The organism is Methylobacterium sp. P3_A11 (assembly GCF_056403155.1).
In genome coordinates this window covers 93,791-118,054 of sequence record NZ_JBFUGA010000003.1, presented here as the reverse complement: position 1 = coordinate 118,054, position 24,264 = coordinate 93,791, and the positions used below count along the sequence as shown (strand labels likewise).

Genomic DNA, 24,264 nt, shown 5'->3' with positions numbered 1-24,264 from the left:
AGCGATGCCCGATACGCCCCGGCTGACCAGCCTCGCCCATGGCGGCGGCTGCGGCTGCAAGCTCGACCCGGCCACCCTGCGCCAGCTCCTCGCGCAGCAGCCGGTTGCCGGCCCGTTCGAGCGGCTCCTGGTCGGCAACGAGACCTCGGACGATGCGGCGGTGTGGGAACTCGAGGACGGGACCTGCCTCATCGCCACCACCGACTTTTTCACGCCGATGGTGGACGATCCCGTCGCGTTCGGCCGGATCGCCGCGACGAACGCCATCTCGGACGTCTACGCCATGGGCGGACGGCCGCTCCTCGCGCTCGCGATCCTGGGCATGCCCCTGGGCAAGATCGATCCGGACGTGGTTGCCCGGATCCTGCGCGGCGGCGCCGAGACATGTGCCGAGGCCGGGATCCCGGTGGCGGGCGGCCACTCGATCGACGCACCGGAGCCGATCTACGGCCTCGCGGTGATCGGCACCTGTCGCCGGGAGGCGGTGCGGCGCAACGCCGACGCGCAGGCCGGGGATGCGGTCCTGCTCACCAAGGCGCTCGGGGTCGGCGTTTACGCGGCGGCGATCAAGCGCGGCGTCCTCGACGAGGCCGGCTACAGCGACTTCATCGCAACCACCACCCTGCTCAACCGGATCGGCCCCGACCTCGCCACCGAGGCCGCCGTCCACGCCCTCACGGACGTGACCGGCTTCGGGATCCTGGGTCACGGCCTGGAGATCGCGCGCGGCGCCGGTCTCACCCTCACGCTCGAACTCGACGCACTGCCTCTCCTGCCGCAGGCGGAAGCCCTGGTGCGTGCGGGCTGCGTCACAGGTGCCTCCCACCGGAACTGGGCCGCCTTCGGCGATGCGGTAGATTTGCCGGATGCGTTTCCCGAGTGGCGCCGCCACCTGCTCACCGATCCGCAGACCTCCGGCGGGCTTCTCGTCACCTGCTCGGCCGACAAGGCCGAAGCGATCCTCGCGCGCATCCGCTCGGCGGGCTACCCGTCTGCCGCCACTATCGGCCAGTTCGCGGCCGGTCCGGCCCGCATCCGCGTGGCGGGATGACAGGCCGTCCGCACACGACAGGCAATCTTCAACCTTCCCGTTCAACCTACCGCCCAGCCCCTACGCGAGCCGCCGCCAGAGCCTCTGTGACCGACGCCGCTGACATGTCACCCCCCGCCCACGGCGTCGCCGGCTGGCCGTTCGGACGCAACACCGTGGGACCTCACCGTCCCGCATCGCTGCCCGATTGGCGCCCCTGGCCGAAGATCCGCATCGTCACGGTGGCGCGGGCGGAGGCTGCGCTGGCCGAGACCGTCGCTTCGGTCCTGCGGCAGGGCTATCCGGAACTCCGGCACGACATCCTGAACCCAGGCACCGGCCGCGCCGCCATCGACAGGTTGCTGACCGATCCGGACACGGATCACCTGCTCTGGCTCCGCGCCGGCGACCTGCTCGCCCCGGGGGCGCTGACCGCCCTGGCGCTCGAGCGGTCGTTGAGCGACGTCGATGCGGTGGCAGGGCTGCGCGTCCTGTTCGACGTCACCGTCCGAGGCCTCGACGGGCCTGCCGGCGCGGCGGAAGCGGGGGACCTCGCACCTGTCGGAGGCGCGGTTCTCTGGACCCGCGCGGCGCTGGGCGCCCATCCGCCGCTGGAGGCCGACGGGATGCTCGACACCGGGGCGGCCTGGTCGCGGGTTCCCGAGGATCGGCGGAGCCTCATCGGCCGCCCGGTCCTGCTCCACCGGCTGCACGCAGATCCGCAGCCGCCCGCGACGGGCCTGTCGATCGTATCGCTCACCGGGACGGGCACACAGGGGGGCGCCGGCGTGGCGCAGCGCCGGCTGGCCGAGGCGCTGTCGCTGGCGGGCCATCGTGTGGCGGAGGTCGTGCTGAGCGGCCGCCCCGAGGCCGCCGAGTGGCGCGATTCGTTCCCCGAGGCGGAGGCGGCGATCGCGGCGGTCGCCCCCGACCTCGTGCTCGCCGGCAACCTGCACGGCGCCACCCGGAGCCTCGATGTCGTCGGTCGCCTCGCCCGGCGGGGACCGGTCGGCCTCGTCCTGCACGACCTGTTTCCCCTGACGGGTCGATGCTGTCATCCGCGGGATTGCGACCGGGCGGCCATGGGCTGCGACGCAGCCTGCCCCAGCCCCGACGAGTACCCGCAACTCGCGCCCGACCGGATCGCCGGGATGCATGGCCGCAAGCGCGCCGTCCTCGCAGCCCCCTCGGGACCGTGGCTGCTCGCGAATTCAGCCTGGACGCTGGCGCGCGCGCGCGAACTCGCTCCGCCCGGCACCGCGGCTGAGCCGATTCGCCTGGCCTTCCCGACCGCCGTGTTTCGGCCCGGAGATCGCGCTGTCCTGCGCCGCCAGCTCGGGCTGCCACCCGACGACGTGCTGATTCTTGTGTCCTCAGTGATCGTCGATGGCCCCGATAAGGGCTTTCCCGACCTGCGCGAGGCGCTCCGGGACGTGGCGGGGCCGGGCGTCGGCGTCGTCGCAATCGGGCGGCTCGACGATCCAGCACGCCTCGGCGTCGCGAACCTGTTCGCGCCCGGCCTCATCGCCGACGAGGAAACCCTGGCCGCATGGTACGGTGCCTGCGACCTCCACGTCACGGCGAGCCGCCACGAGACCCTCGGGCAGACCCCCATCGAGGCCGGCCTGTGCGGCGTGCCGACCCTGGCCTACCGCACGTCCGGTCTGACCTCCGCAGTGATCGACGGCGTGTCGGGCCGCCTCGTGCCGATGCGGCCGGGCGCCCTCGCCGAAGCGCTGGCCGCGCTGATCGGAGACCCGGAGGCCCGCATCCGGCTCGGCGCCTTCGCGCGCATCGCTCTGGAGGGCCGCTACAGCCCGGCCGCGGCAGCCCTGTCGCTGGAGGCGGCCTTCCGCCGGCGGAGCCTGCCGGACGTGCCGGAACGGCCGCGCTTCGCCCCGGAGATGCTCGGGCACTTTCCCTTCGCGGTCGCCCTGCGGCGTGGCGCGACAGGCACGGTTCCGGCGGTCTCGCGGCCGTTCGTGCGCCGGCTGCGACGGGCCAAGCAGATGGTCCTCGGGCGCCGGATGCCGCTCTTCGTGCGCCGCTGCCTCTACCTCGCCGGCACGCTGCGGCGGAGCGCTCCGTGACCCCAGCCGAAGACGAGGCAGGAGACCGAGCGGACGCGGATGGCGTGAGACGGCGCATCTATCTCGATCAGACCCATTTGCGCGCCCACGTCACGGGGATCGAGCGAATCACCCTCGACCTGTTCGCCCCGGACCGGCTCGCCCCGCATGAGGTGAGGCCGGTGACGGCCGGCTCGCTTCCCGGCATGGTCGCCGCGCAGCATCTCGGCCTCCCCGCCCGCGCCCTGGCGGATCGGGAAGCGCTGTTTCTGTTCCCGGGCTTCCCGCCGGGTCCGCTCTGCGCCGTCGCGGCGACCCGCTGCCTGCTCTACGTCCACGACACCTTCCTGCTGACCCGTCCGGAGGATCTGAGCCTGCGGAGCCGGCTCTACATGAGCCCGAGCTTCGCCCTGGCCCTGCGCTGGTGCCCGAACCTGTTCGTCAACAGCCGCACCACCGGCGCGGCCGTGCGCGCGCTCTGCGCGACCCGCGCCCGCGTTGCCCTGCTGCGCCCGCCCGTCCGCGACGCCTTCGGACTCGCCGATCTTCCGGGGCCGGCGGCCTACATCCCGGGCGAACCGCTCCGGCTCCTCGCCATCGGAACCATCGAGCCACGTAAGAACTATCCGGCGGCCCTCGCCCTGACGGCGGCGCTCATCCGCTCTGGCATCCGGGCGGAACTCCATCTCGTGGGCCGGGTCGGCTGGGGCCACCATGCCTTCCTGGCCGCGCCGCCGCCGTTCCTGCACCGGCACGGCTACCGCACGGATGCGGAGCTTCGGACGCTCGCGGGCTCGTGCCACCTGATGGTTTCGACGTCCAAGGCGGAGGGGCTTGGCCTTCCGCTGCTCGAGGTGCAGCACGGCGGTCTGCCGGTGGTGGCGCCGGACGATCCCGTGTTCCGCGAGGTTCTGGGGACATCGGGCCTGTTGATCCGCCCGGAGGATCCCGAGGTCGCCGCCCGCACGGTTGCGACCTGGGTCGGGGACGGCGGCCTGACCCGCGCGGCCGCGGTGAGCCGGGCCAATGTGGCGACCTGGAACGGGGCAGCGGCGGCGGACGGCCGGCGTTTCCGGCGGTTCCTGGCGGGCGACCGGACCGCCTACGACGCACTGGATTCAATTGTCGCATCCGATGCGCGCCCGTGAGACGCGCCACGTAGTCCCCAGCAAAACCTGGCCTGTCCCCGTCCCGATGTCGTGACACTTTGAACGACGTCTGTATGCGATATCGACAGGCTTCCTGAAGCAGGACTCCCTCGGGGCGACAGGTCAGGTCCGGTATGCTGATTGCTGGACTGTCCGCGAAGGCACCGCATCGGGCGAGAACCTGTTCCGGATCGGCACAAAGCTGGTCAGAAGGGGACAGACGACGAAGGCGGTAAAGGGCGGTCGTTTCCGCCCCGGCAGGTCAGGGAGCGAGGCGTATGTTCGACTTCTCGACACGAATGAGCGGGGAGCAGCCCGTCCGGATGGTGCTGCCGCAGGTGACCCCGCCGGCCGACGGCCGGGTGATCCTGCGGCGCCTGTGGCGCGGCAGCGGCTTCATCGTGCTTGGGGCGCTGTTCATGGTGGCGGCGGCCGTGGCGCTCCTTGGCCTGATCCCGCCGCGCTACACGTCGAGCATCCAGATCCTCGTGGATCCCAGCGACCTGCGTGTCGTCGAGAACGACGTCAACGCGCGCCAACCGCAGGCCGACAGCGGCGTCTCGATCGCCGAGAGCCAGGTGCGGGTGATCCAGTCCGACAGCGTCCTGCGCCGGGTCATCGCGAAGCTTCACCTCGACCAGGACGACGAGTTCGTCCTGCCCGATGGCAACAACCCGACGCTCAACTGGATCAAGGGTGCCCTGGGCATGCTGCCGCCGCCCGCGAGCCGGGATCCGGTCATCACCGCCCTCGACACGCTGCAGAACCGGCTCAGCGTCCGGCGGGCCGAGCGGACCTTCGTGATCGACGTCTCGGTACAGTCCCGCGACCCCGAGAAGGCCGCCCGAATCGCCAACGCCGTCGGCGACGCCTACTTCACCGAGGAGACCGCAGCCCGCACCGAGACCGCGCGCCGGGCGTCCGATGCCCTCGCCGGGAGGCTCAACAGCCTGAAGCGGGATGTCGAGCAGGCGGAGAGCGCCGTGGTGCGCTACCGCGAGGACCACAGGCTCGTGGCCGCGAGCGGCCGCCTGCTCACCGACCAGCAGCTCGGCGACCTCAACCAGCAGCTCGTCACCGCCTCGATCAAGACCGCAGAGGCGAAGTCGCGCCTCGAGCAGGCCCGCCGGATGCGCTCGGCGGATCCCAGCACAGCGCTGCCGGAGATGCTGCAATCCCTGGAGATGCAGGCCCTGCGGCAGCAATACGCCACGCTCTCCCGCAACACCGCCGAGCTCGCCACCCGGCTCGGCGAGCGCCACCCGGCCATGGCCGAGCAATACGCCCAGCAGCGCGACCTGCAGCGCCTGATCCAGCGCGAGAAGGAGCGGATCATCGACACGACGCAGAAGGATTACGACCGCGCCGCGGCGAGCGAGGCGGCGATCCGGGCCAGCCTCGACCGGGTGAAGAACGAGACGGTGAGCAGCGACCGCGCCTATGTCGGCCTGCGCGAACTGGAGCGCACCCTCGATGCCCGCCGTGGCATCTACGAATCGTACCTGAAGCGCGCCCGGGAGGCGAGCGAGCAGGAGCGGCTCAACACCACCAATGTCCGCATCATCTCGGCCGCGACTCCGGCGCGCCAGCGGACCTTCCCGCCCTCGCCCAAGATCGTCCTCCCCGTGGCCCTGATCCTCGGCCTGATGCTCGGCGGCGGCATCGCCCTGCTCCTCGGCGCCGACAGCGACCGCCGCCGCAGCCTGCGGGCTGCCACCCGGCCGGCCGCGAGCTTCCGGGCCGCCGATGCGTGACACCGGCGAGGTCAGCCTCTACCTGGGCGCCATGGATCAGGTCCGCGAGGAGGCGCACACCGTGAGCGCCCCGGCCGCCCCGGCCTCTGGGGCGGCGCCGATGGGTGCGACCGTCGAGCTGTTCGGATACCGCTTCCACACGGGCACGGCCGCGGCGCTGGTCGCTACCGTCGCGGCGCGGCAGGACGGCCGGCCGCGGATGATTGTCACGGCGAATGTCGATCATATCGTCCAGCTGAGCGAGAACGCTCCCTTCCGCGAGGCCTACGCCCGGGCCGCTGCCAGGACGCTGGACGGCATGCCGCTGGTCTGGCTGGCCCGGAGGCGCTGGCGCCAGCCGGTCCATCGGATCACCGGCCACGATCTGCTGGGCTGCGTCCTCGCTGATCCGCCAACCTTCGCACGGCGGGTTTTCTTCGTCTGCGCCCGCCAGGACGCGGCGGACGCGCTGGCCATCCGGCTGCAGGCGGCGGGCCTTCCGGCGGGCGCCGTGGCCAGTGCCGTGCCGCCCTTCGGGTTCGAGAACGACCCGGGCTACAGCCGCACCCTGGCGGAACGGATCCGCGCCCATGGGACGACGCTCCTGGTCATGGGGGTCGGAGCGCCCAAATCCGAGATCTGGGTGGACCGGCACGGCCAGATGCTCGGCGCGCCCGTGGTGTTCTGCGTCGGTGACGCCCTGAACGTCGCCGCCGGCTTTCTGCCGCGCGCGCCGGCGCTGATCCAGCGCCTCGGCCTCGAATGGATCTACCGGTTCCTGCAGGCCCCGCGGCGGCTGTTCAGCCGCTACTTCATCAAATCCTGGCGCTTCATCGGCATCGCCATGCGGGACCGGTCGCAGCGGCGCGTCGGCTGACGTCAGCGCGTTTCCACGAACAGGTCCGGCCGCCGCAATTGCAGCGCGAACAGAAGCGTCAGCGACTTCATGTCGGTGATCGCGCCGCGGCGGCCCATGGCGGCGAGTTCCGGCAGCGGGATCTCGTGCACGGCCACCGCCTCGCCCTCGCCCGCGAGGCCGCCGCCGGCACCGGTCCGGTCGACCTCGCCGTAAGCTGCGAGGAACAGGTCCATCCGCTCGGTGGAGATGCCCGGCATCGACCACGCGCTGGCGACGAAATCGAGTTGGCCCAGGCGCAACCCTGTCTCCTCCATCGCCTCGCGCCGCGCCTCGTCCTCGGAAGCCCCCTCGTCGAGAAGGCCGGCCGGCACTTCGACATGGCTCGGCGGTCCGCCCGAATAGAGCACCGGCGCCCGAAACTGCGAAACCAAGGTGGCCACCCGCTTGTCCGGATCATACGGCAGCACCGCGACCGCGCGGCCGTGATCCTCCATCTCCCGCGTGATGCGGGTTCCGTCGTCCTGCATCACCTCGGCCACGAGGTAGCGCGCCCAACCGTCGTGCACGAGGCGCACGCCCCCGATCCGCGGTGCCATGCCGATCCTACCTTACCCCTGGAAGGCTCACGGATCGTTCAGGATTGCGGCGGCCTTGCGGACACCGCGATGCGGAAACGCAGGCCTCCCTCGATCCGCTCGACGCGGTCGAGACGGGCGCCCTCCTCCCGGACGAGGTTCGGGATATCGAGCGCCGCCAGCGGATCGGTGCACGTCACCACCAGGGTTCGACCGGCCTGAAGGCCGCGCAGGGCCTTGCGCGTCCGAAGGACCGGGAGCGGGCATTTCAGACCGCTGAGATCGAGGTCGACACAGTCCGGATCCGCGTCCCGCATGCCGGAAGCTCCCGAACCGGCGCAGGTGCCGGCCCCGGACGCGTCATAGGCATCACCGCGCGGCGACGCCAGCAGCCCCACTCACCACGTGTGATAGCCGAAGGCCGGGCCGTAATAGCCATCCGGCTCGGACCAGACGTAGCGCGGACCGTAATACCCTTAGTCGAAACCGCGACTGGGCACCGGGGCGTAGGCATAGCCGTAACCGAACGGCGCCGGATATCCGTATTCGCCATAGTAGCTGTATTGCGGCCGGCCTCGCGCGGCGACGGTGCCGGCGATGCGGCCGCCGGGTGCATCATGCCAGGGGCCGGGTGCTGGACCGAAAGCCTCGAACCGCGCCGGATCGGCGGCGAGGCCGACGGCCGAGCTCACCGACAAGGAAGCCATCCCGAGGAGGATGACGGCGATCGTGCGGTTCATGGTCCGGTCTCCCAAGGGGCGCGTTGCTCCGTTGGAACGTTCCATTAGCACGTTTCAAGAGCGAGTCGCCTCCGCCGGTGTCAGACGGTTACTGGAAACTCAGAAGACGCATTCCGTGAAGGCCGGACGCACGCAGGCGCCCCAGCGACCTTCGTAATCGGCGAGCAGATCCTCGGCCCGGGTGCGGCCCGCCGCGACGATCGCCTCGAGCGGCTGCAGAAAGACGGACTCGTTCCGCCCCTCGGCGTCGCGCCGGCCCCGCGCCCGCAGGCCCGCCCGAGCGATCGCCAGGGCCTCGGCCGCGACGACGCCGAGGGTGGTGTTGGCCACCGGAGTCGCGAGACCGAGGCGGGGCGCTGTGGCGCGGGCGGCCTCGCGATTGGCCGGGCTCCACCCCTTCACGAGGTCGAGGGCGGCGTCGAGGGCCGCCTCGTCGTAGAGGAGGCCGGTCCAGAAGGCCGCCTGGGCGGCGATCATTCCGGGATCGCCGACATCGGCGCCGCGCATCTCCAGGAAGCGCTTGAGGCGCACCTCAGGGAAGGCCGTCGAGGCATGGTTGGCCCAATCCGCGACGGTCGCGAATTCGCCGGGGAGTTGCGGCAGCTTGCCGGCCATCAGGTCGCGGAACGAGGCGCCGGACACGTCGTGATAGGTGTCGCCGCGCTTGACGAAGTACATCGGCATGGCGAGCAGCCAGTCGACATAGGCCTCGTAGCCGAACCCCGCATCGAAGGCGAAGGGCAGCATGCCGGTCCGGTCGGCATCCGTGTCGCGCCAGATCTCGGAGCGACGCGACAGGAATCCGTTCGGCCGTCCGTCGGTGAACGGGGAGTTGGCGAAGAGCGCGGTGGCGACCGGCTGCAGGGCCAGGGAGGCGCGCATCTTGCGCACCATGTCGGCCTCGGAGGCGAAATCGAGGTTCACCTGCACGGTGGCGGTGCGCAGCATCATGTCGAGGCCGAGCGATCCGACCTTCGGCATGTAGCCCGCCATGATCCGGTAGCGGCTCTTGGGCATGACCGGGGTCTCGTCCCGCCGCCATTTCGGGCTCATGCCGAGGGTGAGAAACTCGATGCCCAGAGGATCGGCCGCCCGCTTCGTCGCGGCCAGATGGGCGGCAAGTTCCGCCGCGGTGGCATGGACGTCGGGAAGCGCGGCGCCGGACAGCTCGAACTGGCCGCCGGGCTCGATCGAGATCGCACCGCCTTCCTCCGCCGACAGGCCGATGATGTTGCCGAGATCGAGGATCGGCTCCCAGCCCGTCTCTCGGGCGAGCCCTTCCAGAAGGGCCTTGATGCCGCGATCCCCGTCATAGGGAACCGGAGCCCGGCTCTCCCGGTAGAAGGGGATCTTCTCGTGCTCGGTGCCGATCGCGAAGCGCGCGCGTGGCTTCTCGCCGGCCGCGAACCATTCGATCAGTTCGGCGCGCGTGGTGAGCGGCGTGGTGTCGTTGCTGTCGCGCGCCATGCGCTGCCTGCCCGTGCGTCTGACATGTGCTTGGAAGCGGGCGCGCCGAACTGCTTCGGCGGATCCGCCCGGTACAAACCCGCTGTCGCGCGCTGGGTCGGGGGCGGAGATTCGCTACCGACCCCGATGAGCGCGCGGCGTCCGCTCAGGGACATAATCGACGCGCCGGGAACCCACAACGCGGCGGTCTCGACCGGGGCGGCGCTTCACGTCCGATCGGAGGAAACAATCGGCCGGGGGACAGCCCTGATGTGCGCGGGCACACATGGATAGAGGCGCATGCCGATCAGCGCCCATCCCCCAGCACGGCCTGGACCAGGGCCAGAACGGCGACGGCGGCGGTGTCCGCCCGCAGGATGCGGGGTCCGAGGGAGAGTGCCACGGTGTTCGGCCGCGCCCGGATCAGCGCCCGCTCCTCCTCCGAGAAGCCGCCCTCCGGACCGACCAGCACGGCGAGCGGCGGCGACGCGAGCGGATCGGCGGCCGCCCGCAGAGCCTGCACGGGATCGCGCACCGGCGCGTCCTCGTCGCAGAACACCAGAAGGCGCTCCGGCGCCAGCCCCGCCAGGACCGGGTCGAGACGCTCGGGCTCCGGACAATCGGGGATCGCCAGGATGCCGCATTGCTCGGCGGCCTCCACCGCGTTGGCGCGCAGCCGGTCCATGTTGACGCGCTCGCCCTGCGTATAGCGCGTGATGACGGGGCGGATCGTGCCCGCGCCCATCTCCACCGCCTTCTGTGCGAGGTAATCGAGGCGCGCGCTCTTCAGCGGGGCGAAGATGTAGTGCAGGTCGGCGCGTGGGGTTTGCCCGCGCGTCTGCGCGGTCACGTGCAGGTCGGCTGCCTTGCGCCCGGTCTGGACCACGTGACTGCGCCACTCGCCGTCGCGTCCGTTGAAGACCAGGACGGGATCTTCCGGCCCGCGACGCAGGACGTTGAGGAGGTAATTGGCCTGCGCCCGATCCAGGGGGAGAATCACGCCCGCGGCGAGATCGGCCGCGACGTGGAGGCGCGGTGCGGTGAAGTCATAGGCCGGCATGGTGGCGTGGTCGCGCGGGCCGGCGGACCTGTCAACGGATCGGCCGCGCCCCGATGTGTTGCCAAATGGTTACGAACGCCGGTTTTCCGCCGTCGGTCCACCGGTGCATGGCGCAGCCGGTTTGCCGCTCGATTGACGCCACAATCCTATGGCGAACCCAGGTGAACGGAAGAAAGCCGGCCGCTGGCGGATTCGGCAGGGGCGTCGAGGGAGTTTGCGGAATGGCGAAGGGGAGCTTGAATCTGGGGGCCGCGGTGCTCGTCGGCACCGTCCTGTTCGGCACGGCGGCCTTTGCGCAGGGCGCGGCGCCGGAATGCGGGACCATCCAGAAGACGCTGGCCGATCGTAAGGCGCTGGTCAGCCGGGCCAATGCGGCCTCGCAGTCCAAGAAGAAGATGACTCCGCAGGAGGCCTGTGCCCTGTTCGGGAAGCTCCAGGCGAACGGCGCCGAGGGCCTGAAGTGGATCACGGCCAACAAGGAATGGTGCTCGATCCCGGATTCCTTCGCCGAGGGCTTCAAGGCCGACCATCTGAAGGTCAGCGGCATCCGCACCAAGATCTGCAGCGTCGCCGCCCAGGCGACCAAAATGGAGGCGCAGGCCCGCGCCCAGGCCCAGGCCCAGGCCAATGGCGGCGGCGGCGGCGGCCTGCTCGGCGGCCCGGGCTTGACCGGGAGCTTCAAGCTGCCGCAGGGCGCTCTGTAAGTTCGTCTGAGAGGATCGCGGATCCGGCGCGGGTCCCCCTCTGCAGCGGAGGGTGACAACCGTGCGCCACGACCGGAGATCCGATCGATGAACGGGACGGCCATTGATGACGGGCGGCCGGCCGACGCCGTTTCCGGGCACTGGGTCGACCGGCGGGCGCCCCGGCCCTGGCGCCCGTATCTGCGCCTCGCCCGGATCGACCGGCCGATCGGCTGGTGGCTCCTGCTCCTGCCCTGCTGGTGGTCGGCCGCCCTGGCGGCGATTGCGGCGGATCAGTCCTTCCCCGATCCTTGGCACTGCCTGCTGTTCCTGATCGGCGCCGTGGCGATGCGCGGGGCGGGCTCGACCTACAACGACATCGCCGACCGGGACCTCGACGCTCAGGTCGAGCGGACGCGCCTGCGCCCCCTGCCCTCGGGGCAGGTCCGGCCGCGCCACGCGGCGCTGTTTCTGGTGATCCAGGCCTTGATCGGCCTCGCCGTGCTGCTGCAATTCAACGCGGAGGCGATCGTCATCGGTTTGTGTTCGCTTCTGCCGGTGGCGATCTATCCGTTCATGAAGCGCATCATGCCGATGCCGCAGGCGATCCTGGGTCTGGCCTTCGCCTGGGGCGCGCTGATGGGTTGGGCTGCCGTGTTCGCCCGCCTCGATCCGCCGGCGCTCCTGCTCTACGCGGGCGCCCTGTGCTGGGTGATCGGGTACGACACGATCTACGCCGTGCAGGACATCGAGGACGACGAGATCGCCGGGATCCGTTCCTCAGCCCGCCTGTTCGGCCGGCACGTGCGGCCTGCCGTCGGCCTGTGCTACGCCCTGGCGGCGGTCTTCGTGACGCTCGCAGCCCGTGGGGCCGGCGCGGGACCGGTCGGGTTCCTGGGAGTCGCGGCGTTCGCCGGACATCTCGCCTGGCAGGTCCTGTCGCTGCGGGCGCGCGACGGGCGCGGGGCGCTGAGCCTGTTCCGGTCGAACCGGGATGCCGGACTGATTCTGTTCGTCGGCCTGACCGCAGACGCGCTGCTGCGCGGGCTCGTCTCGTAGGGTCGAGGGCTTCAGCTGCGGGCGATGATCTCGTTCTCGCCGCGGAAGATCTGCGGACGGGCGGGAAGCCGGCCGGTCTTGCGGCGGGCGAGGAACCGGGGGCGGCGGCGGCCGAGGCCGGCATGGCGGCGACGGATGCGGATCTGGCCGAGGATCACCCGTCCGATCTGCTGGGAGACCGGGACGAGGAGTCCGTCCTCGCGGACGATCATCCGCACCAGTCCGGCCCGAGCCGCGATGTCGCGCCACACGGCGACCACGTCGTCCTCCTCGAAACTGCCGAGGCGGTGGAGTTCATCACCCTCGGCATCGACCAGGATCAGGTTGAACCGGTCGGCGCCCGTGATCTCCGCGTCCTCGGCGGCGTAGGCCAGCGCGATGCCGACGGCGCGGCGTGCTCCGGGGGCGCGGCCGATCACCGGGAGCGGCGCGGCGGTGTAACAGGGCGCGGTGTCGGCACCGTGCATGGCATGTCCCGCGTGGCCTGTGTCCGTGACCAAGGAAGTGTTCATCGGTCCGAGTCCCTGGAGCAAGTGGCGGCCCCTGTCGGGCCGTCCGTTATGCCAAGCAAACTCGCACCCGAACTCCTCCGCACCGCTTAAGAGCCGTCGTTAAGCGATTCTGGACAGCGCTGTCATTTGTGGAATGCTCAATGCTTCCTTGAATGCTCAACATTTCCTTGCGGCGAACGATCATTATCGATCAATCAACCAGCATCCTTGTGGCGGTGCGGGAGGCGCCGTACAACGGGACGGCCGGGCGCGCGATCCTCCGCACCCGGTCTTCTCAGCCCAGGCGCGCCCGGACATCCGAGCCAATGGATGGACAGCGCCGCGAGCCCCTCGCGGGCCTGACGGATTCCACGCGGAGCGCAATGCCCGATTCTCTCACCGACGACGCCGTATCGGCCCTGATGCCGGAACTGCGCGCCGTGATGCGCGAGGCTGCCGACATCGCGCGGCCGTTCTTCCGGCTCGGCGGTCAGACCTCGGCCCGCATCTGGTCGAAGGCCGGCGGCTCGCCGGTGACGGAGGCCGACGTCGCGGTGGATGCCTTCCTGAAAGTGCGTCTGAGCGCCCTCGTGCCGCGGGCGGCCTGGCTCTCGGAGGAGACCGCCGACGATCCGGCGCGCCTGCGCCACGACCTCGTCTGGATCGTCGATCCGATCGACGGAACGCGGGCCTTCCTCTCGGGTCACCCGGACTGGTCGATCGCGGTGGCGCTCCTGTCCGCCGGCGAGCCGCTGATCGGTTTTGTGCACGCCCCGGTGGGCGATGCAGATTACGAAGCGGTGCGCGGACGCGGTGCGACGCGGAACGGGGAGCCGATCCGCGTCGATGCCCGGCAAAGCCTCGCAGGCGCCCGCGTCACCGGGCCGAAGCCGATGCTCGACCGCTTGGCACAGGGTGCGGCGCCCGATCCGGATTTCGAGGTGATCCAACGCATCCCGTCTCTGGCCTTGCGGCTTGCCCGCGTGGCCGACGGGACGGTCGATGTCGGGATGATTTCCGGCAATGCCCGCGATTGGGACCTCGCCGCGGCCGACCTCGTTCTGCGCGAGGCCGGCGGGATCGTGTGCGATTTCGGCGGTGCGGCGACCCCTTACAACCGCGCCGATCCGGTTCACGGCGAGTTGCTCGCCGCGCCGGTGGCTCTGCGCGACCCCGTCCTGGCGGCCTGGGGCCGCTGAGGACGCGTAGATGGGAATGGCGGTGGCCTCAGGCCGCCGCAGCCTCGCGCAGCTTCACCGCGGCGGGCGTCAGCCCGAGCCGATCGGCGAGATGCCAGTGCAGTTCCCGTGGGGAGTGGTAGTTGTAGGATCGGTCGATCAGGTCGCTGACATCGATCCCGGTCTGATTTGCGGTCTTGGCCCGTGCCAGAGTGCCGACCCGAAAGGTGGGCGCATCGGTGACGGGGGAGCGGACGCCGCGGCGCCGCGTGAACTCGAATAACATGAACTGACTTTTCTTCTCTGCCCGGACGTTGGCTCCGCCCGGCGTCGTTTCTGGGATATTGCCTCCGACGCGACCTGCCCCGGACTGTCTCGCCCGGGATGGCAGCGTCGGAAGGGGGAACCGCATCAGGCGGCCGCTTCAGGCTTCCCCCCAAGACCCCGGTCGCGCACGCTGGCGCTGAGGGGGGCGTCGGGAGGGACGCCGTCAGATCCCTGAGGCGGTCAGGCCGCCTGCAGGTTGCCGGCAGCGTCCTTGCCGCTGCGCTTGTCCGTGAGGATCTCGTAGGTGACCCGCTGACCTTCGATCAGGTTGCGCATCCCGGCGCGCTCGACAGCCGAGATGTGCACGAACACGTCCTTGCCGCCGTCATCGGGCTGGATGAAACCGTAGCCCTTGGTCTCATTGAACCACTTTACAGTGCCGGTATTCACGTAGTTTACCTCGTTCGTCCATAGGCCATCCGCGCGCCACGAGGGCCGCGTGATGCATCACGGTCTTTCTGGATTTGGCCAGTGCGGCGGGGCGCGAGTCGCTGAACCTTGAACGGCGTCAGCCTCGGTGGGTAAGCCCCCCGAGGAGCTATTTAAGCGCTGGCTGCGGCCGCAACAAGGCATGTGTGGCCCATCATGGTCGCCGCGGACCGGCATCGGAACGTTGAACGCGCGCGCCGCCCCCTGTGTTTTTGGGCATCCGCGATGCATATACGGAATGCGCTCAAGCAGTTAGGGCGCGTGGCTCTGGACGATACATGGCAGGCATCTCGGTCTCGCTGGACGGTGCGAACATCCAGCTGTCTTTCCAGAAGGACGATCAGGCGACGGCGGTGGTGATGGATGCCCGCGCCGCTCGTGCGCTGGTGCGCGCCGTCGGGCAGCTCCTTACGGCGATCGACGACACGGACGAGCCGGATGTGGCCGACGAGATGGGCGACGAGGAGGTCGCCATGCTCGACGTGACGTCGTCCGCGATCGAGATCGGGACCGACGACGAGGGCCAGGCCGTGGTCGCCCTCCAGGCTGGAGCCCTGCCGCCCTTCCAGCTTCGCCTGACGGACGAAGAGGCCCGCCATGTGGTGACGAGCCTCTCCGAAATCCTCAACGCACCGCGTGACGTCCGCACCTCGCACGGCGGCCACTGACGGCGGCAGGTCACATGCGGGTGCCCGGATCCGTCGGCGTCCCGGGGAAGATGTCGGGCTCCGAGCCGGGGCCGCCTGGTTCGCCGATGCCGGGATCGTTCACCGGGTAGGGCGTGCGTGGTCCGGTCGGGCCGATGTCGGGCTCCTCCTCGGGAATGGGCGGGGGCGGCGGCAGATCGCCGGGCGTGGGCTCGGGAAGGCCGGGATTGGCCATGGCACGACTCCTGATGGTCCGGGATGGTCACCAACGGACGGCGTTCCTTCGGGGTTCCGATCCCGTTTCCCGCCACGGACGGGCGGCTCAGGGCCGCAGGAACGGAGACAGCCGCCCTCCGTTAGCCGGGCAAATCCCCACCCGGAGGACAACCATGCCCAACATCCGCCAAGCCAAGATCCTGATTCTCGCCACGGACGGTTTCGAAGAGAGCGAACTGACCGTTCCGCAGGCCAAACTGTCCCAGGCCGGCGCGACGGTCACTGTGGCCGCCCCGCAATCCCGTCAGAGCACGGGCACGATCCGAGGCTGGGACAAGACCGACTGGGGCAAGGAGGTCGCGGTCGATACCGATCTTGAGCAGGTCGACCCGTCGGCCTACGACGCGCTGGTTCTACCGGGCGGCCAGATCAATCCGGACAAGCTGCGCCTCGAGCCGAAGGCGCTCGCGGTGATCAGGAGCTTTCTCACCTCCGGCAAGGTCGTGGCCGCGATCTGCCATGCCCCCTGGCTGCTGATCGAGACAGGCGCGGCCAAGGGCCGCGACCTGACGTCGTTCGGTTCGATCCGCACTGACGTGATCAATGCGGGCGGCCGCTGGCACGACAAGGCGGTCGTGACCGACGACGGCATCGTCACGAGCCGCAATCCCGGCGACCTGGATGCCTTCTGCGCGAAGGTGATCGAGGAGATCCAGGAAGGCGGCCACGGCGCCCGGCAGCTGGCGGCCTGAGCCCGGCACGGCGCGGCGCGGCCGCGGTGCGGTCACATCCGCTCAGCCGCGGCCGCGCTCGCCGGTGATTTCCAGCACGGTGTATCCTCGGATCGAGCGTCCGTACTCGTCCGCGCCCTCGACGGTCACGCGGTGGGCGCCGGGCGCGAGGTCGTCCGGAAGACGGGCTGTCCAGATATGGGTCGAGGGCGTGGCCTTGACCCAGCTCTTCTTCGTCTCCGGATAGCGTTCGAACAGTTCGTTGACGAAGGGGTCCGGCCGCCGGGTGCGCATCATGGGTCGAGGCGCCGCCTCGCCGATCCGAAAGGCGAGACTGGTGCGCGGTCCGCCGTCGAACACGTTGACCACGAGCGTCGTGTCGGCCAGCGCCTCCTGCGGCACCGGCGGCCGCAGGCCTTGCAGGGGCCGGGTCCACCGGACCACCTCCGGCGCGCCGGCCCGCAACTCGCTCTCGAACAGGATCCGCATCGTCTCGTCCGGCTGACCCTGCGCGGCGACGTAGCGCGTCGTGTAGTCGGTGCCGCGGATCGACAGGACATGGAAGCCGTTCGGCGTGCCGTCGCGGCTGTCGGCCGAGGGGATCCCCGTGCGGGTATCCGGACCACTCCACCACGAGCCCGAGACCGCGGTCAGGACGTGATGATGGTGTCCGTCCGCCGGGTAGTGATGCTCGGTGGTGTGGGTGTGGCCGGCGAGGCTCAGCACCTTGCGGCCGGCGAGCAGATCGAGGAGCGCGGCGCGGTCGGTGGTCGTGTTGCGGGGATCGTCCGGCGCGGTGTCGGTGTGCAGCGGGATGTGCATGGCGAGGACGATCAGGTCGTCCCTGGGAATCTCGGCCACGAGGTTCTGCAGGAAGGCCAGGCTGCGCTCGCCGACCCGGCCCCGATAGGTGTTGGCGCCGACCGGCACCGGCGGCCCAAGCCACTCGACGTTGTCGAGCATCACGAACCACGCCCGCCCATGCCGGAACGCGAAGGTCGGCGCACCGAAAACCCGCTTCCAGGTCTCGCGGCTGTAATGGGCGTCGGGCGCCTGCATGTTGAGGTCGTGATTGCCCGGCAGGCTGTACCAGGGCAGGCTGATACGTCCGATGATCCGGTTGGAGCGGCCGTAGAGCGACAGATCGTCGAACAACACGTCGCCGGTCGTCAGCCCGAACGCCGCCGGGATCGCCATGGCGCGGGCGACCGCCGTATCCCGGACGTGGTCGAGTTCGAGCCGGCTCTCGGGTTGGGGGTCGGTGAACAGCAGCACGTCGAAGTCGGCCGGCTCGACGACGCGGGTCAGGGTGAAGTCGATCGAGGTCGGAAGCGGGCCGGTGGGCGCGATCCCACGATAGCGCAGATCCAGTTCCGCGGGCGTGCCGCCCGGCTGGTGGATGTAGGAATGGCGCGGCACGTTGTCGGCGTCGCGCGGCAGGGCGTAGCCCGGCGGCTTGATCACGAAGACGGTCCCGTCGCCGGGCATCGGCAGGCGGTAGCGGCCCCGATCGTCCGTGCGCACGACCTCGCGGCCGTTGGACACCAGCACGCCCGGCAGCGGCGTCCGATCCACGCCGGCCGCATCGATCCCGAACACGATACCGGTGGCCTCCGCAGCCTCCTGGGCGGACGCACGGCCGGCGACGAGGCCGAGGGCGGCCGCGCCCGCCATGGTGTCCCGGCGGGTGAGGCCTCCGGACTGGGAATCGCGCGCCATGATCGGCTCCTGCACGGCTTCGACACACATCGCCCCATGCCGCGTCGGCGACCGGGGCGAACCTGGAGCGGCCAAGCAGACGGAGTTGACCGTCGGATGACAGCAGGGCCGCAAACGCGCGAGGCCCGCATCTCGCCGGAGATGCGGGCCTCGATAAGGGTCCTCGATGGTGCCGACCGGCTAGGAGACCCGGCGCGGCCGCGGACCGGTCACTCCTCGTCGCCGGGCTCGAAGGATTGCGGCATCGGCTCGGCGCTCGCCACCGGAGTCGGCGCGCCGATGGTCGAGGGGACGTTCACGCCGTCGCGCTTGTAGATGTCGTCGCGGAACTGGACGACGCCGTCCGGAGTCGACCAGGCGGTGATGTAGGTCCAGTAGACCGGGACAGGCTGGGCGATGTTGGCGTCGATGCGCTTGCCGCTCTCGATCGCCTCCTCGACCTGCTGACGGCCCCAGCCGGGCGTGTCCTTCAGAAGCCACGTGATGTACTCGCGCACGTTCTGCACGCGCACGCAGCCCGAGGAGATGAAGCGGAAATCGTCACCGAACACGCCCTTGGTGTTCGTATCGTGCATGAACACGCCGTATGGATTCGGGATGTTGATGCGGACGATGCCCATCGAGTTGAAGTCTGCGCCCGAATCCTGCCGGTAGGTGTAGCGGGTGCCCTCGTCCGAGAACCAGTTCACCGACTTCGGCGAGACCTCGGAGCCGTTCGACAGGATCCGGATCTTGTTGTCCGTGAGGTAGTTCGGATCCTTCTGCATCTTCGGGATCAGGTCCTTCTTCACGATGGAAGCCGGGACCGTCCAGGTCGGGTTGAAATTGATCTGCGTCGCCTTGGTGTTCATGATCGGCGACTGGCGGTCGATCTTGCCCACGCCGGCGGCGTGGAGCGTGACGACCTGACCGTTCTCGACGGTCTCGACCAGGGCCGCCGGGATGTTGGTGATCACGAAGCGCCGTCCGAGGTCACCCGAGTAGGAGCGCAGGCGCACGACGTTCGTCTCGAGCTGGCGCAGGCGCACCTCGGCGGGCACGTTCATGGCCTGCTGGGTCGCGAGGCTCATGGTGCCGGTCTGGCTGAGACCGTGGCGGGCCTGGAAGCGCTTCACGCCGGCCGCGACGTAGGAATCGTACACGCCGGAGCCGCCGGCGGCCGGGTCGAGGTCGCCGGTGACGATCAGGCGCTGGCGGATGGCGGCCACGGCCGGTCCGCGGGAGCCGATCCGCAGATGGTCGGCGCCGGAAACCTGCTTCCAGCCGCCGCGGGAGACGATGTCCTTGTAGCGCTCGGCCATCTGCTCGGTGGCCGCCACGGTCTGGGGCGAGAGGATCGGCACCGTCTCGCGCTGCACCTGCATGCCGGCGGGCGACGCGTAGTCCTGCGCCCATTCGGCCTGGGCGTAACCGCCCTGGTCGCGGGCTTCGGCGGCGCCGAGGCCCAGCGCGCTGAGTGCCGCGACACTCACGAGGGTGGTGAACCGGTTGGGTGCCTTCATGCGCATCGGTCGCTGGCTCTGGTCCGGAGTTCGTTAGAAGAGTGTGGCGGGAGCGGTCGTCTCGGTCGCCACGGTGTCGGTCTGGCGTTAAGACTCCCTATCGAAGGGGCCGGATTGTGGCATCGCGGTGCGGCAGCGCACGCCGCGCTCGGGTGCGGCACCCCGGCAACAGCCAGGACCATTCGGGTGTGGCAGGGAAGCCATAGCGGTCCGAGCCGGCCGACGCGCGGGAGCACCATGGGATCGGGCTCGTCCACTTGGCAGCGCCATGACGGATCCGCCGCGGCATCCCTGCGTGCGGCGATCGCCGTGCTGGCCCTCTACGCCTTCGTGCTACAGGCTTTCCTCGGCGGCCTGATGCCGGTTCCGGCCGCGGCCGACGGGCTGTGCGCCCAGCATGCCGCGAGCGATGCCGAGCCCGGCAAGACCCTGCCCCATGGCCACGGCGACTGCTGCACGGCGGCGCAGGCCACCGGGGCGGCGCTCCCGGCGCGGCCGGCTCCCGCCGTCCTCGCGTGGGATCCCGAGGCGGCGTTCCAACCAAATTGGACCATGCCCGACCGGCGCCGAGCCCGCGCGCCACCCGACGGCCTTGCGGCACCGCGAGGCCCACCCGCCGCCTGAGCGATCACGTTTCCTCGGATCACTCAGGACGGATGCATTCCCATGAAGACCCTTGTCTCGGCCGCCATCGGCCTCGGCCTGCTCGCCTCCGCGGCGCAGGCTCACGCAGTCCTGGAACGCAAGCAGGCGAGCCCCGGCGCGGCGTATCGCGGCGTCGTCCAGATCATGCATGGTTGCGGCGGCAAGCCGACCACGCGGGTGAGCGTCACCATTCCGGAAGGGCTGATCGGCGCCAAGCCGATGCCGAAGCCGGGCTGGACGCTGGCGACGACGCGGGGCGCCTATGCCAGGACCTACACGACCCACCACGGCACCGCCTCGGAGGGGGTGACCGCGATCACCTGGAGCGGCGGCTCCCTGCCGGACGACCAGGTCGACGAGTTCACGTTCCTTGCGCAGGTCGCCGACACGTTCGAGCCGGGCGCGACGGTCTATGTTCCGGTGCAGCAGGATTGCTCGGAAGGCAGCCACTCCTGGACCGACGTGCCGAAGCCCGGCCAGGACGCCCATGACCTGAAGGCGGCGGCCCCCGCCTTCCGCATCGTCCAGGCCGCGCAGATGGGCGGGGCGATGGCGGCTCCCGCAGGCACGGCGTCCGTGAAGGCCGGCGATCTGACCATCGAGACGCCCTGGCTCCGCGCCACGCCGAACGGCGCCAAGGTCGCGGGCGGATACGTGCGCATCACGAATACCGGGAGCGTGCCCGACACGCTCACGGGCGCAACGGTGCCCTTTGCCAAGAGCAGCGACATCCACGCCATGTCGATGGAGGGCGGCGTCATGAAGATGGCGCCGGTCTCGAACGGCCTGACGATCAAGCCCGGCGAGACCGTGGAGCTGAAGCCCGGCGGCTACCACCTGATGTTCGAAGACCTCACCGCCGCGCCAAAGGCCGGCGAGACCGTCTCGGGGACGCTGACCTTCCAGCGGGCCGGCTCCGTGCCAGTAACCTTCGCGGTGGCGCCGATCGGTGCCGCTGCCCCGGGCGGCCCGCACCAGCACTAGCGGTCCCCCGGGCGCGGGCCGGCGGACATGGACGGGACGATCGCACGAAGCCGGGCCGCCGGGGCGCCGGGCTCTCGCGGCTGCGCGGATGCCCGGCCCGCCGCCGCTCGGGCATCGCGCCTGACCCAGGCGATAGGGCGCAGCGTCTTGCCGAGCCGATCGACCCGGCCGGGGCGCGAGAACCAGCCGCGGAATTCGGGAGACTCTAGGATCCGTCGCGCGTGCGATCCCGCCCTGTCGTCCGGCCTTGGAACGGCGTCCGTCGCGCTGCGGACGCGGACCCTCGCACGGATCGTCGCCGTCCTCGCCCTGTACGCCCTCGCCCTCCAGGGCATCCTGGGCGGCATGGCCGCGGCCGCCGTCGGGCCGGACCACGTCCGCTGCGTCACCACACCCGACCCGGAAGGTGCGGCGGCGGCCGGCAAACACCTGCCGGTCCCGGGCACCCTGGCCTGCTGCGTGGCGTGCCACGTCGCCGGCCCCGCCGCCCTGCCCCCGCGGRCACCCGCCACAACCGGGCCGGTCGCCCGCCCGACCCTCATCACGCGGCAGCGGCCGCGACGCATCGCCCGCCCGCGGGCGCCGCCGCGCCACGGTCTCGGAGCCCGCGCCCCACCCGTCGTCTGATCGATCGCAGTCCCCATCCGATCTCCAGACACGGACCCCAATTCATGCCCCCCCTGCTCCGGGCCGGCCGCCGCGCCGCGCTCTCCCTCTTCGCCTGCACGGCGCCGGCCGCCGCCCAGACCCAGACATCGCCCGCTGCGGCCGTCACGCTCTCCGAACTGAGCGTCGTCGGCGACGCGACACCCGGGGACGCGCGACCGGGCGAAGCCCGCGGCTCGCTCTCCGTGCCGAGCGTCGACCGTCAGCGGGCGGACCTTTCACAAACCGTCGGCGCCGTGGCGTTCGTGGACGCCGCGACGCTCCAGGACCGCTACGCCAACACCATCCGGGACGTGCTCAAGGACGTGCCCGGCGTGTACGTGCAGGAACGCTACGGCCAGGAACTGCGCCTCTCGGTCCGCGGCTCGGGCATCGCCCGCGCCTTCCACCTGCGTGGCATCGAACTGCTGCAGGACGGGATCCCGCTCAACCTCGCGGACGGGAGCGGCGACTTCTATCAGGTCGACCCGCTCGCCCTGCGTTCGGTGGAGGTCTACAAGGGCGGCAACGCCCTCACCTTCGGGGCGACGACGCTCGGCGGGGCCGTCAACGCCGTCACGCCCACGGCCTACACGGCGCTCGCACCGAACATCCTGCGGGTCGACGGCGGCAGCTTCGGCACGATCCGCGAGCAGGCGCAGATGTCCCGCATCGACGGGCCGCTCGACGTCATGGTCAACGCGACGCTGACCAATTCCGACGGGTTCCGCGCCCACGAGGCCCAGGCGACGAAGAACTTCAACGCCAATATCGGCTACCGGATCGCCCCCGACATCGAGACCCGCTTCTATCTCGGCACCTACCTCACCGACCAGAAGCTGCCCGGCACCCTGACGCTGGGACAGAGCCTCATCACCCCGACGCTGGCCAACCCCACGGCCATCACGGGCAACCAGTCCCGCAAGGTCGAGACCGAGCGGATCGCCAACCGCACGTCGTTCCTCCTCGATGTCGGCAAGCTCGACGTCGACACCTGGGCGATCCACAAGAGCCTCTACCACCCGATCTTCCAGGCGATCGACCAGGACGGCTGGACCTACGGGATCAGCCCGCACTGGGCTGGCACCTTCGATCTCGGTGGGTTCCGCGACGACGTCGTGCTCGGGCTGCGCGCCTTCGCGGGCCAGAACTCGGCTCTGCAATTCGTCAATGTCCGCGGACAGCGGGGCGCGCAGACGCTCAACTCCCTCCAGAGCGCCTCGAGCGTCGAGGCCTATGGCGAGAACCGGTTCTGGTTCCTGCCGGACGTGGCGCTGATGACCGGCGCGAAGGCGTTCTCGTCGAACCGCACGTTCAGCGACAAGGGCGGGCTCCCCGGCAACCCCCGTCCCCGCTTCGCCGACGTGACCTACGAGGGGCTCAACCCGAAGGTCGGCCTGCTATGGCAGCCGCGGCCCGACATCCAGATCTTCGGCGACATCGTCCGATCCCGGGACGTGCCGGATTTCTCGGACCTCGTTCAGCAGAATCTTCTGGGCACCACCTTCGTACCCCTGCGGGCGCAGCGCGCCTGGACCTACGAAGCCGGTGCCCGCGGGCGCATCGACCGCCTCGCCTTCGACGTGACGCTCTACCGGTCGGACCTGCGGGACGAGCTGATCAACTTCGCGACCAATCCGGGCCTCAACATCCCGGCGGCCACGTTCAACACCCCGCGCTCCGTCCACCAGGGCGTCGAGGCGGCCGTCACCGTCGACCTTGCCCGCGATCTCGCCGGCCCCGGCGATGGCCTCAGCCTCACCCAGATCTGGACCCACAACGATTTCCGGTTCGTCGGCGACCCGGTCTTCGGCAACAACCGCATCGCCGGGATCCCGACCGACGTGCTGCGGACCGTCCTGAGCTACCGCCACCCGAACGGATTCCACCTCGCGCCGGCGCTCGACTGGGTTCCGCAGGGCGCCTTCGCCGATCACGCCAATACGCTCCGGGTCCCGGGATACGCCTTGCTGGGTGTCGAGGCCGGCATCGATTTCGCCAACGGCGTCTCGGTGTTCGTGGATGCCCGCAATCTCACGGACGCACGCTACGTGTCGGACATCGCCGTCGTGGCCAACGCCGCCGCGACGGCTGGCGGGGCGGGCGCGCTCGCAGCGTTCTATCCGGGGAGCGGGCGCAGCATATTCGGAGGTATCCGCGCCTCGTTCTGAGGGCGAACTCCGCCGCTCGGCGCCTTCGGCCTTCTCGATACCCCGAGCGGCGGGTTAAGGTTAAGAAAGGATGAACCCTGAAGTTCGGGCCAATCGGCGCTAGGATTGCGGTGTCGCCCGAAAGCCAAGGACGGAACGTCCCGGATCGGAACGAACCGGGCCGTCGGGCGGCGCAGG

At 70.4% G+C, this 24,264-nt stretch carries 25 protein-coding genes; 14 read left to right on the top strand and 11 right to left on the bottom strand.

What is annotated here, in order from left to right; all coding sequences use genetic code 11:
* Nucleotides 1-4 precede the first annotated feature (4 nt).
* The 5 genes from selD (at nt 5) to AC1DXK_RS01975 (ending at nt 6,857) form a co-directional block, all read left to right on the top strand.
* On the top strand, nt 5-1,051 hold the full coding sequence (selD, locus tag AC1DXK_RS01995) for a selenide, water dikinase SelD (RefSeq protein WP_477296642.1): 1,047 nt from the start codon (nt 5-7) through the stop codon (nt 1,049-1,051).
* 104 nt (nt 1,052-1,155) lie between these two features.
* Nucleotides 1,156-3,120 (top strand): glycosyltransferase, encoded by a 1,965-nt coding sequence (locus tag AC1DXK_RS01990; RefSeq protein WP_457104801.1) that lies wholly within the window; start codon nt 1,156-1,158, stop codon nt 3,118-3,120.
* A 44-nt stretch (nt 3,121-3,164) separates the two neighbouring features.
* A complete protein-coding gene (locus AC1DXK_RS01985; RefSeq protein ID WP_457104800.1) occupies nt 3,165-4,247 on the top strand; it encodes a glycosyltransferase in 1,083 nt (360 codons plus the stop codon).
* Nucleotides 4,248-4,525: 278 nt separating this feature from the next.
* The gene (locus tag AC1DXK_RS01980) at nt 4,526-6,001 is read left to right on the top strand and encodes a GumC family protein (RefSeq protein WP_457104799.1); all 1,476 of its coding nucleotides are present in this window, start codon (nt 4,526-4,528) and stop codon (nt 5,999-6,001) included.
* Nucleotides 5,994-6,857, top strand: coding sequence for a WecB/TagA/CpsF family glycosyltransferase (locus tag AC1DXK_RS01975; protein ID WP_457104798.1), 864 nt, complete (start codon nt 5,994-5,996; stop codon nt 6,855-6,857). The genes AC1DXK_RS01980 and AC1DXK_RS01975 overlap by 8 nt, the downstream gene beginning before the upstream one ends.
* Nucleotides 6,858-6,859: 2 nt before the next feature.
* Here AC1DXK_RS01975 and AC1DXK_RS01970 read toward each other — a convergent pair whose 3' ends face one another.
* From AC1DXK_RS01970 to AC1DXK_RS01950, 5 genes are all read right to left on the bottom strand, one after another.
* Nucleotides 6,860-7,435, bottom strand: coding sequence for an NUDIX domain-containing protein (locus AC1DXK_RS01970; protein WP_457104797.1), 576 nt, complete (start codon nt 7,433-7,435; stop codon nt 6,860-6,862).
* A gap of 38 nt (nt 7,436-7,473) precedes the next feature.
* Complete coding sequence (locus AC1DXK_RS01965) at nt 7,474-7,731, bottom strand: sulfurtransferase TusA family protein (RefSeq protein ID WP_457104796.1); 258 nt, start codon at nt 7,729-7,731, stop codon at nt 7,474-7,476.
* Nucleotides 7,732-7,890: 159 nt separating this feature from the next.
* Entirely contained in the window at nt 7,891-8,154 is a 264-nt protein-coding gene (locus AC1DXK_RS01960; RefSeq protein ID WP_457104795.1) for a hypothetical protein, read from the bottom strand.
* A 99-nt stretch (nt 8,155-8,253) separates the two neighbouring features.
* Entirely contained in the window at nt 8,254-9,621 is a 1,368-nt protein-coding gene (locus tag AC1DXK_RS01955; protein ID WP_457104794.1) for a glutamate--cysteine ligase, read from the bottom strand.
* A 286-nt stretch (nt 9,622-9,907) separates the two neighbouring features.
* Nucleotides 9,908-10,660 carry a 16S rRNA (uracil(1498)-N(3))-methyltransferase gene (locus AC1DXK_RS01950; RefSeq protein WP_457104793.1) on the bottom strand — a complete coding sequence of 251 codons (753 nt, stop codon included), beginning with the start codon at nt 10,658-10,660 and terminating at the stop codon, nt 9,908-9,910.
* Between the two features lie 221 nt (nt 10,661-10,881).
* Between AC1DXK_RS01950 and AC1DXK_RS01945 the strand changes: the two genes are divergently transcribed.
* Nucleotides 10,882-11,364: a hypothetical protein gene (locus tag AC1DXK_RS01945; protein ID WP_457104792.1), complete on the top strand. Its 483-nt coding sequence runs from the start codon at nt 10,882-10,884 to the stop codon at nt 11,362-11,364.
* Between the two features lie 87 nt (nt 11,365-11,451).
* Nucleotides 11,452-12,402, top strand: a complete 951-nt coding sequence (gene ubiA / locus AC1DXK_RS01940; protein ID WP_457104791.1) for a 4-hydroxybenzoate octaprenyltransferase — start codon at nt 11,452-11,454, stop codon at nt 12,400-12,402.
* Nucleotides 12,403-12,413: 11 nt separating this feature from the next.
* Here the strand turns inward: ubiA and AC1DXK_RS01935 are convergent, their stop codons facing one another.
* Complete coding sequence (locus AC1DXK_RS01935; RefSeq protein ID WP_457104790.1) at nt 12,414-12,869, bottom strand: DUF6101 family protein; 456 nt, start codon at nt 12,867-12,869, stop codon at nt 12,414-12,416.
* Nucleotides 12,870-13,276: 407 nt separating this feature from the next.
* Between AC1DXK_RS01935 and AC1DXK_RS01930 the strand changes: the two genes are divergently transcribed.
* Nucleotides 13,277-14,092, top strand: coding sequence for an inositol monophosphatase family protein (locus tag AC1DXK_RS01930; RefSeq protein WP_477296636.1), 816 nt, complete (start codon nt 13,277-13,279; stop codon nt 14,090-14,092).
* Nucleotides 14,093-14,120: 28 nt separating this feature from the next.
* Here AC1DXK_RS01930 and AC1DXK_RS01925 read toward each other — a convergent pair whose 3' ends face one another.
* Entirely contained in the window at nt 14,121-14,357 is a 237-nt protein-coding gene (locus AC1DXK_RS01925) for an AsnC family transcriptional regulator (RefSeq protein WP_457104788.1), read from the bottom strand.
* A 221-nt stretch (nt 14,358-14,578) separates the two neighbouring features.
* Nucleotides 14,579-14,788, bottom strand: coding sequence for a cold-shock protein (locus AC1DXK_RS01920; RefSeq protein WP_091712733.1), 210 nt, complete (start codon nt 14,786-14,788; stop codon nt 14,579-14,581).
* A 317-nt stretch (nt 14,789-15,105) separates the two neighbouring features.
* Between AC1DXK_RS01920 and AC1DXK_RS01915 the strand changes: the two genes are divergently transcribed.
* Entirely contained in the window at nt 15,106-15,495 is a 390-nt protein-coding gene (locus AC1DXK_RS01915) for a hypothetical protein (protein WP_457104787.1), read from the top strand.
* 10 nt (nt 15,496-15,505) lie between these two features.
* Here the strand turns inward: AC1DXK_RS01915 and AC1DXK_RS01910 are convergent, their stop codons facing one another.
* Nucleotides 15,506-15,709 (bottom strand): hypothetical protein, encoded by a 204-nt coding sequence (locus AC1DXK_RS01910; protein ID WP_457104786.1) that lies wholly within the window; start codon nt 15,707-15,709, stop codon nt 15,506-15,508.
* A gap of 154 nt (nt 15,710-15,863) precedes the next feature.
* Between AC1DXK_RS01910 and AC1DXK_RS01905 the strand changes: the two genes are divergently transcribed.
* The gene (locus tag AC1DXK_RS01905) at nt 15,864-16,442 is read left to right on the top strand and encodes a type 1 glutamine amidotransferase domain-containing protein (protein WP_457104850.1); all 579 of its coding nucleotides are present in this window, start codon (nt 15,864-15,866) and stop codon (nt 16,440-16,442) included.
* 42 nt (nt 16,443-16,484) lie between these two features.
* Here AC1DXK_RS01905 and AC1DXK_RS01900 read toward each other — a convergent pair whose 3' ends face one another.
* On the bottom strand, nt 16,485-18,140 hold the full coding sequence (locus tag AC1DXK_RS01900; RefSeq protein WP_457104785.1) for a calcineurin-like phosphoesterase C-terminal domain-containing protein: 1,656 nt from the start codon (nt 18,138-18,140) through the stop codon (nt 16,485-16,487).
* A 209-nt stretch (nt 18,141-18,349) separates the two neighbouring features.
* Entirely contained in the window at nt 18,350-19,648 is a 1,299-nt protein-coding gene (locus AC1DXK_RS01895; RefSeq protein ID WP_457104784.1) for a L,D-transpeptidase family protein, read from the bottom strand.
* 231 nt (nt 19,649-19,879) lie between these two features.
* Here AC1DXK_RS01895 and AC1DXK_RS01890 point away from each other — a divergent pair, with 231 nt between their 5' ends.
* From AC1DXK_RS01890 to AC1DXK_RS01875, 4 genes are all read left to right on the top strand, one after another.
* Nucleotides 19,880-20,266: a hypothetical protein gene (locus tag AC1DXK_RS01890; RefSeq protein WP_457104783.1), complete on the top strand. Its 387-nt coding sequence runs from the start codon at nt 19,880-19,882 to the stop codon at nt 20,264-20,266.
* Nucleotides 20,267-20,308: 42 nt separating this feature from the next.
* Nucleotides 20,309-21,271 (top strand): copper chaperone PCu(A)C domain-containing protein, encoded by a 963-nt coding sequence (locus tag AC1DXK_RS01885; RefSeq protein ID WP_457104782.1) that lies wholly within the window; start codon nt 20,309-20,311, stop codon nt 21,269-21,271.
* 147 nt (nt 21,272-21,418) lie between these two features.
* On the top strand, nt 21,419-21,898 hold the full coding sequence (locus AC1DXK_RS01880; protein ID WP_477296632.1) for a hypothetical protein: 480 nt from the start codon (nt 21,419-21,421) through the stop codon (nt 21,896-21,898).
* Between the two features lie 44 nt (nt 21,899-21,942).
* Entirely contained in the window at nt 21,943-24,087 is a 2,145-nt protein-coding gene (locus tag AC1DXK_RS01875; protein ID WP_457104780.1) for a TonB-dependent receptor family protein, read from the top strand.
* The last annotated feature ends 177 nt before the right edge of the window (nt 24,088-24,264 follow it).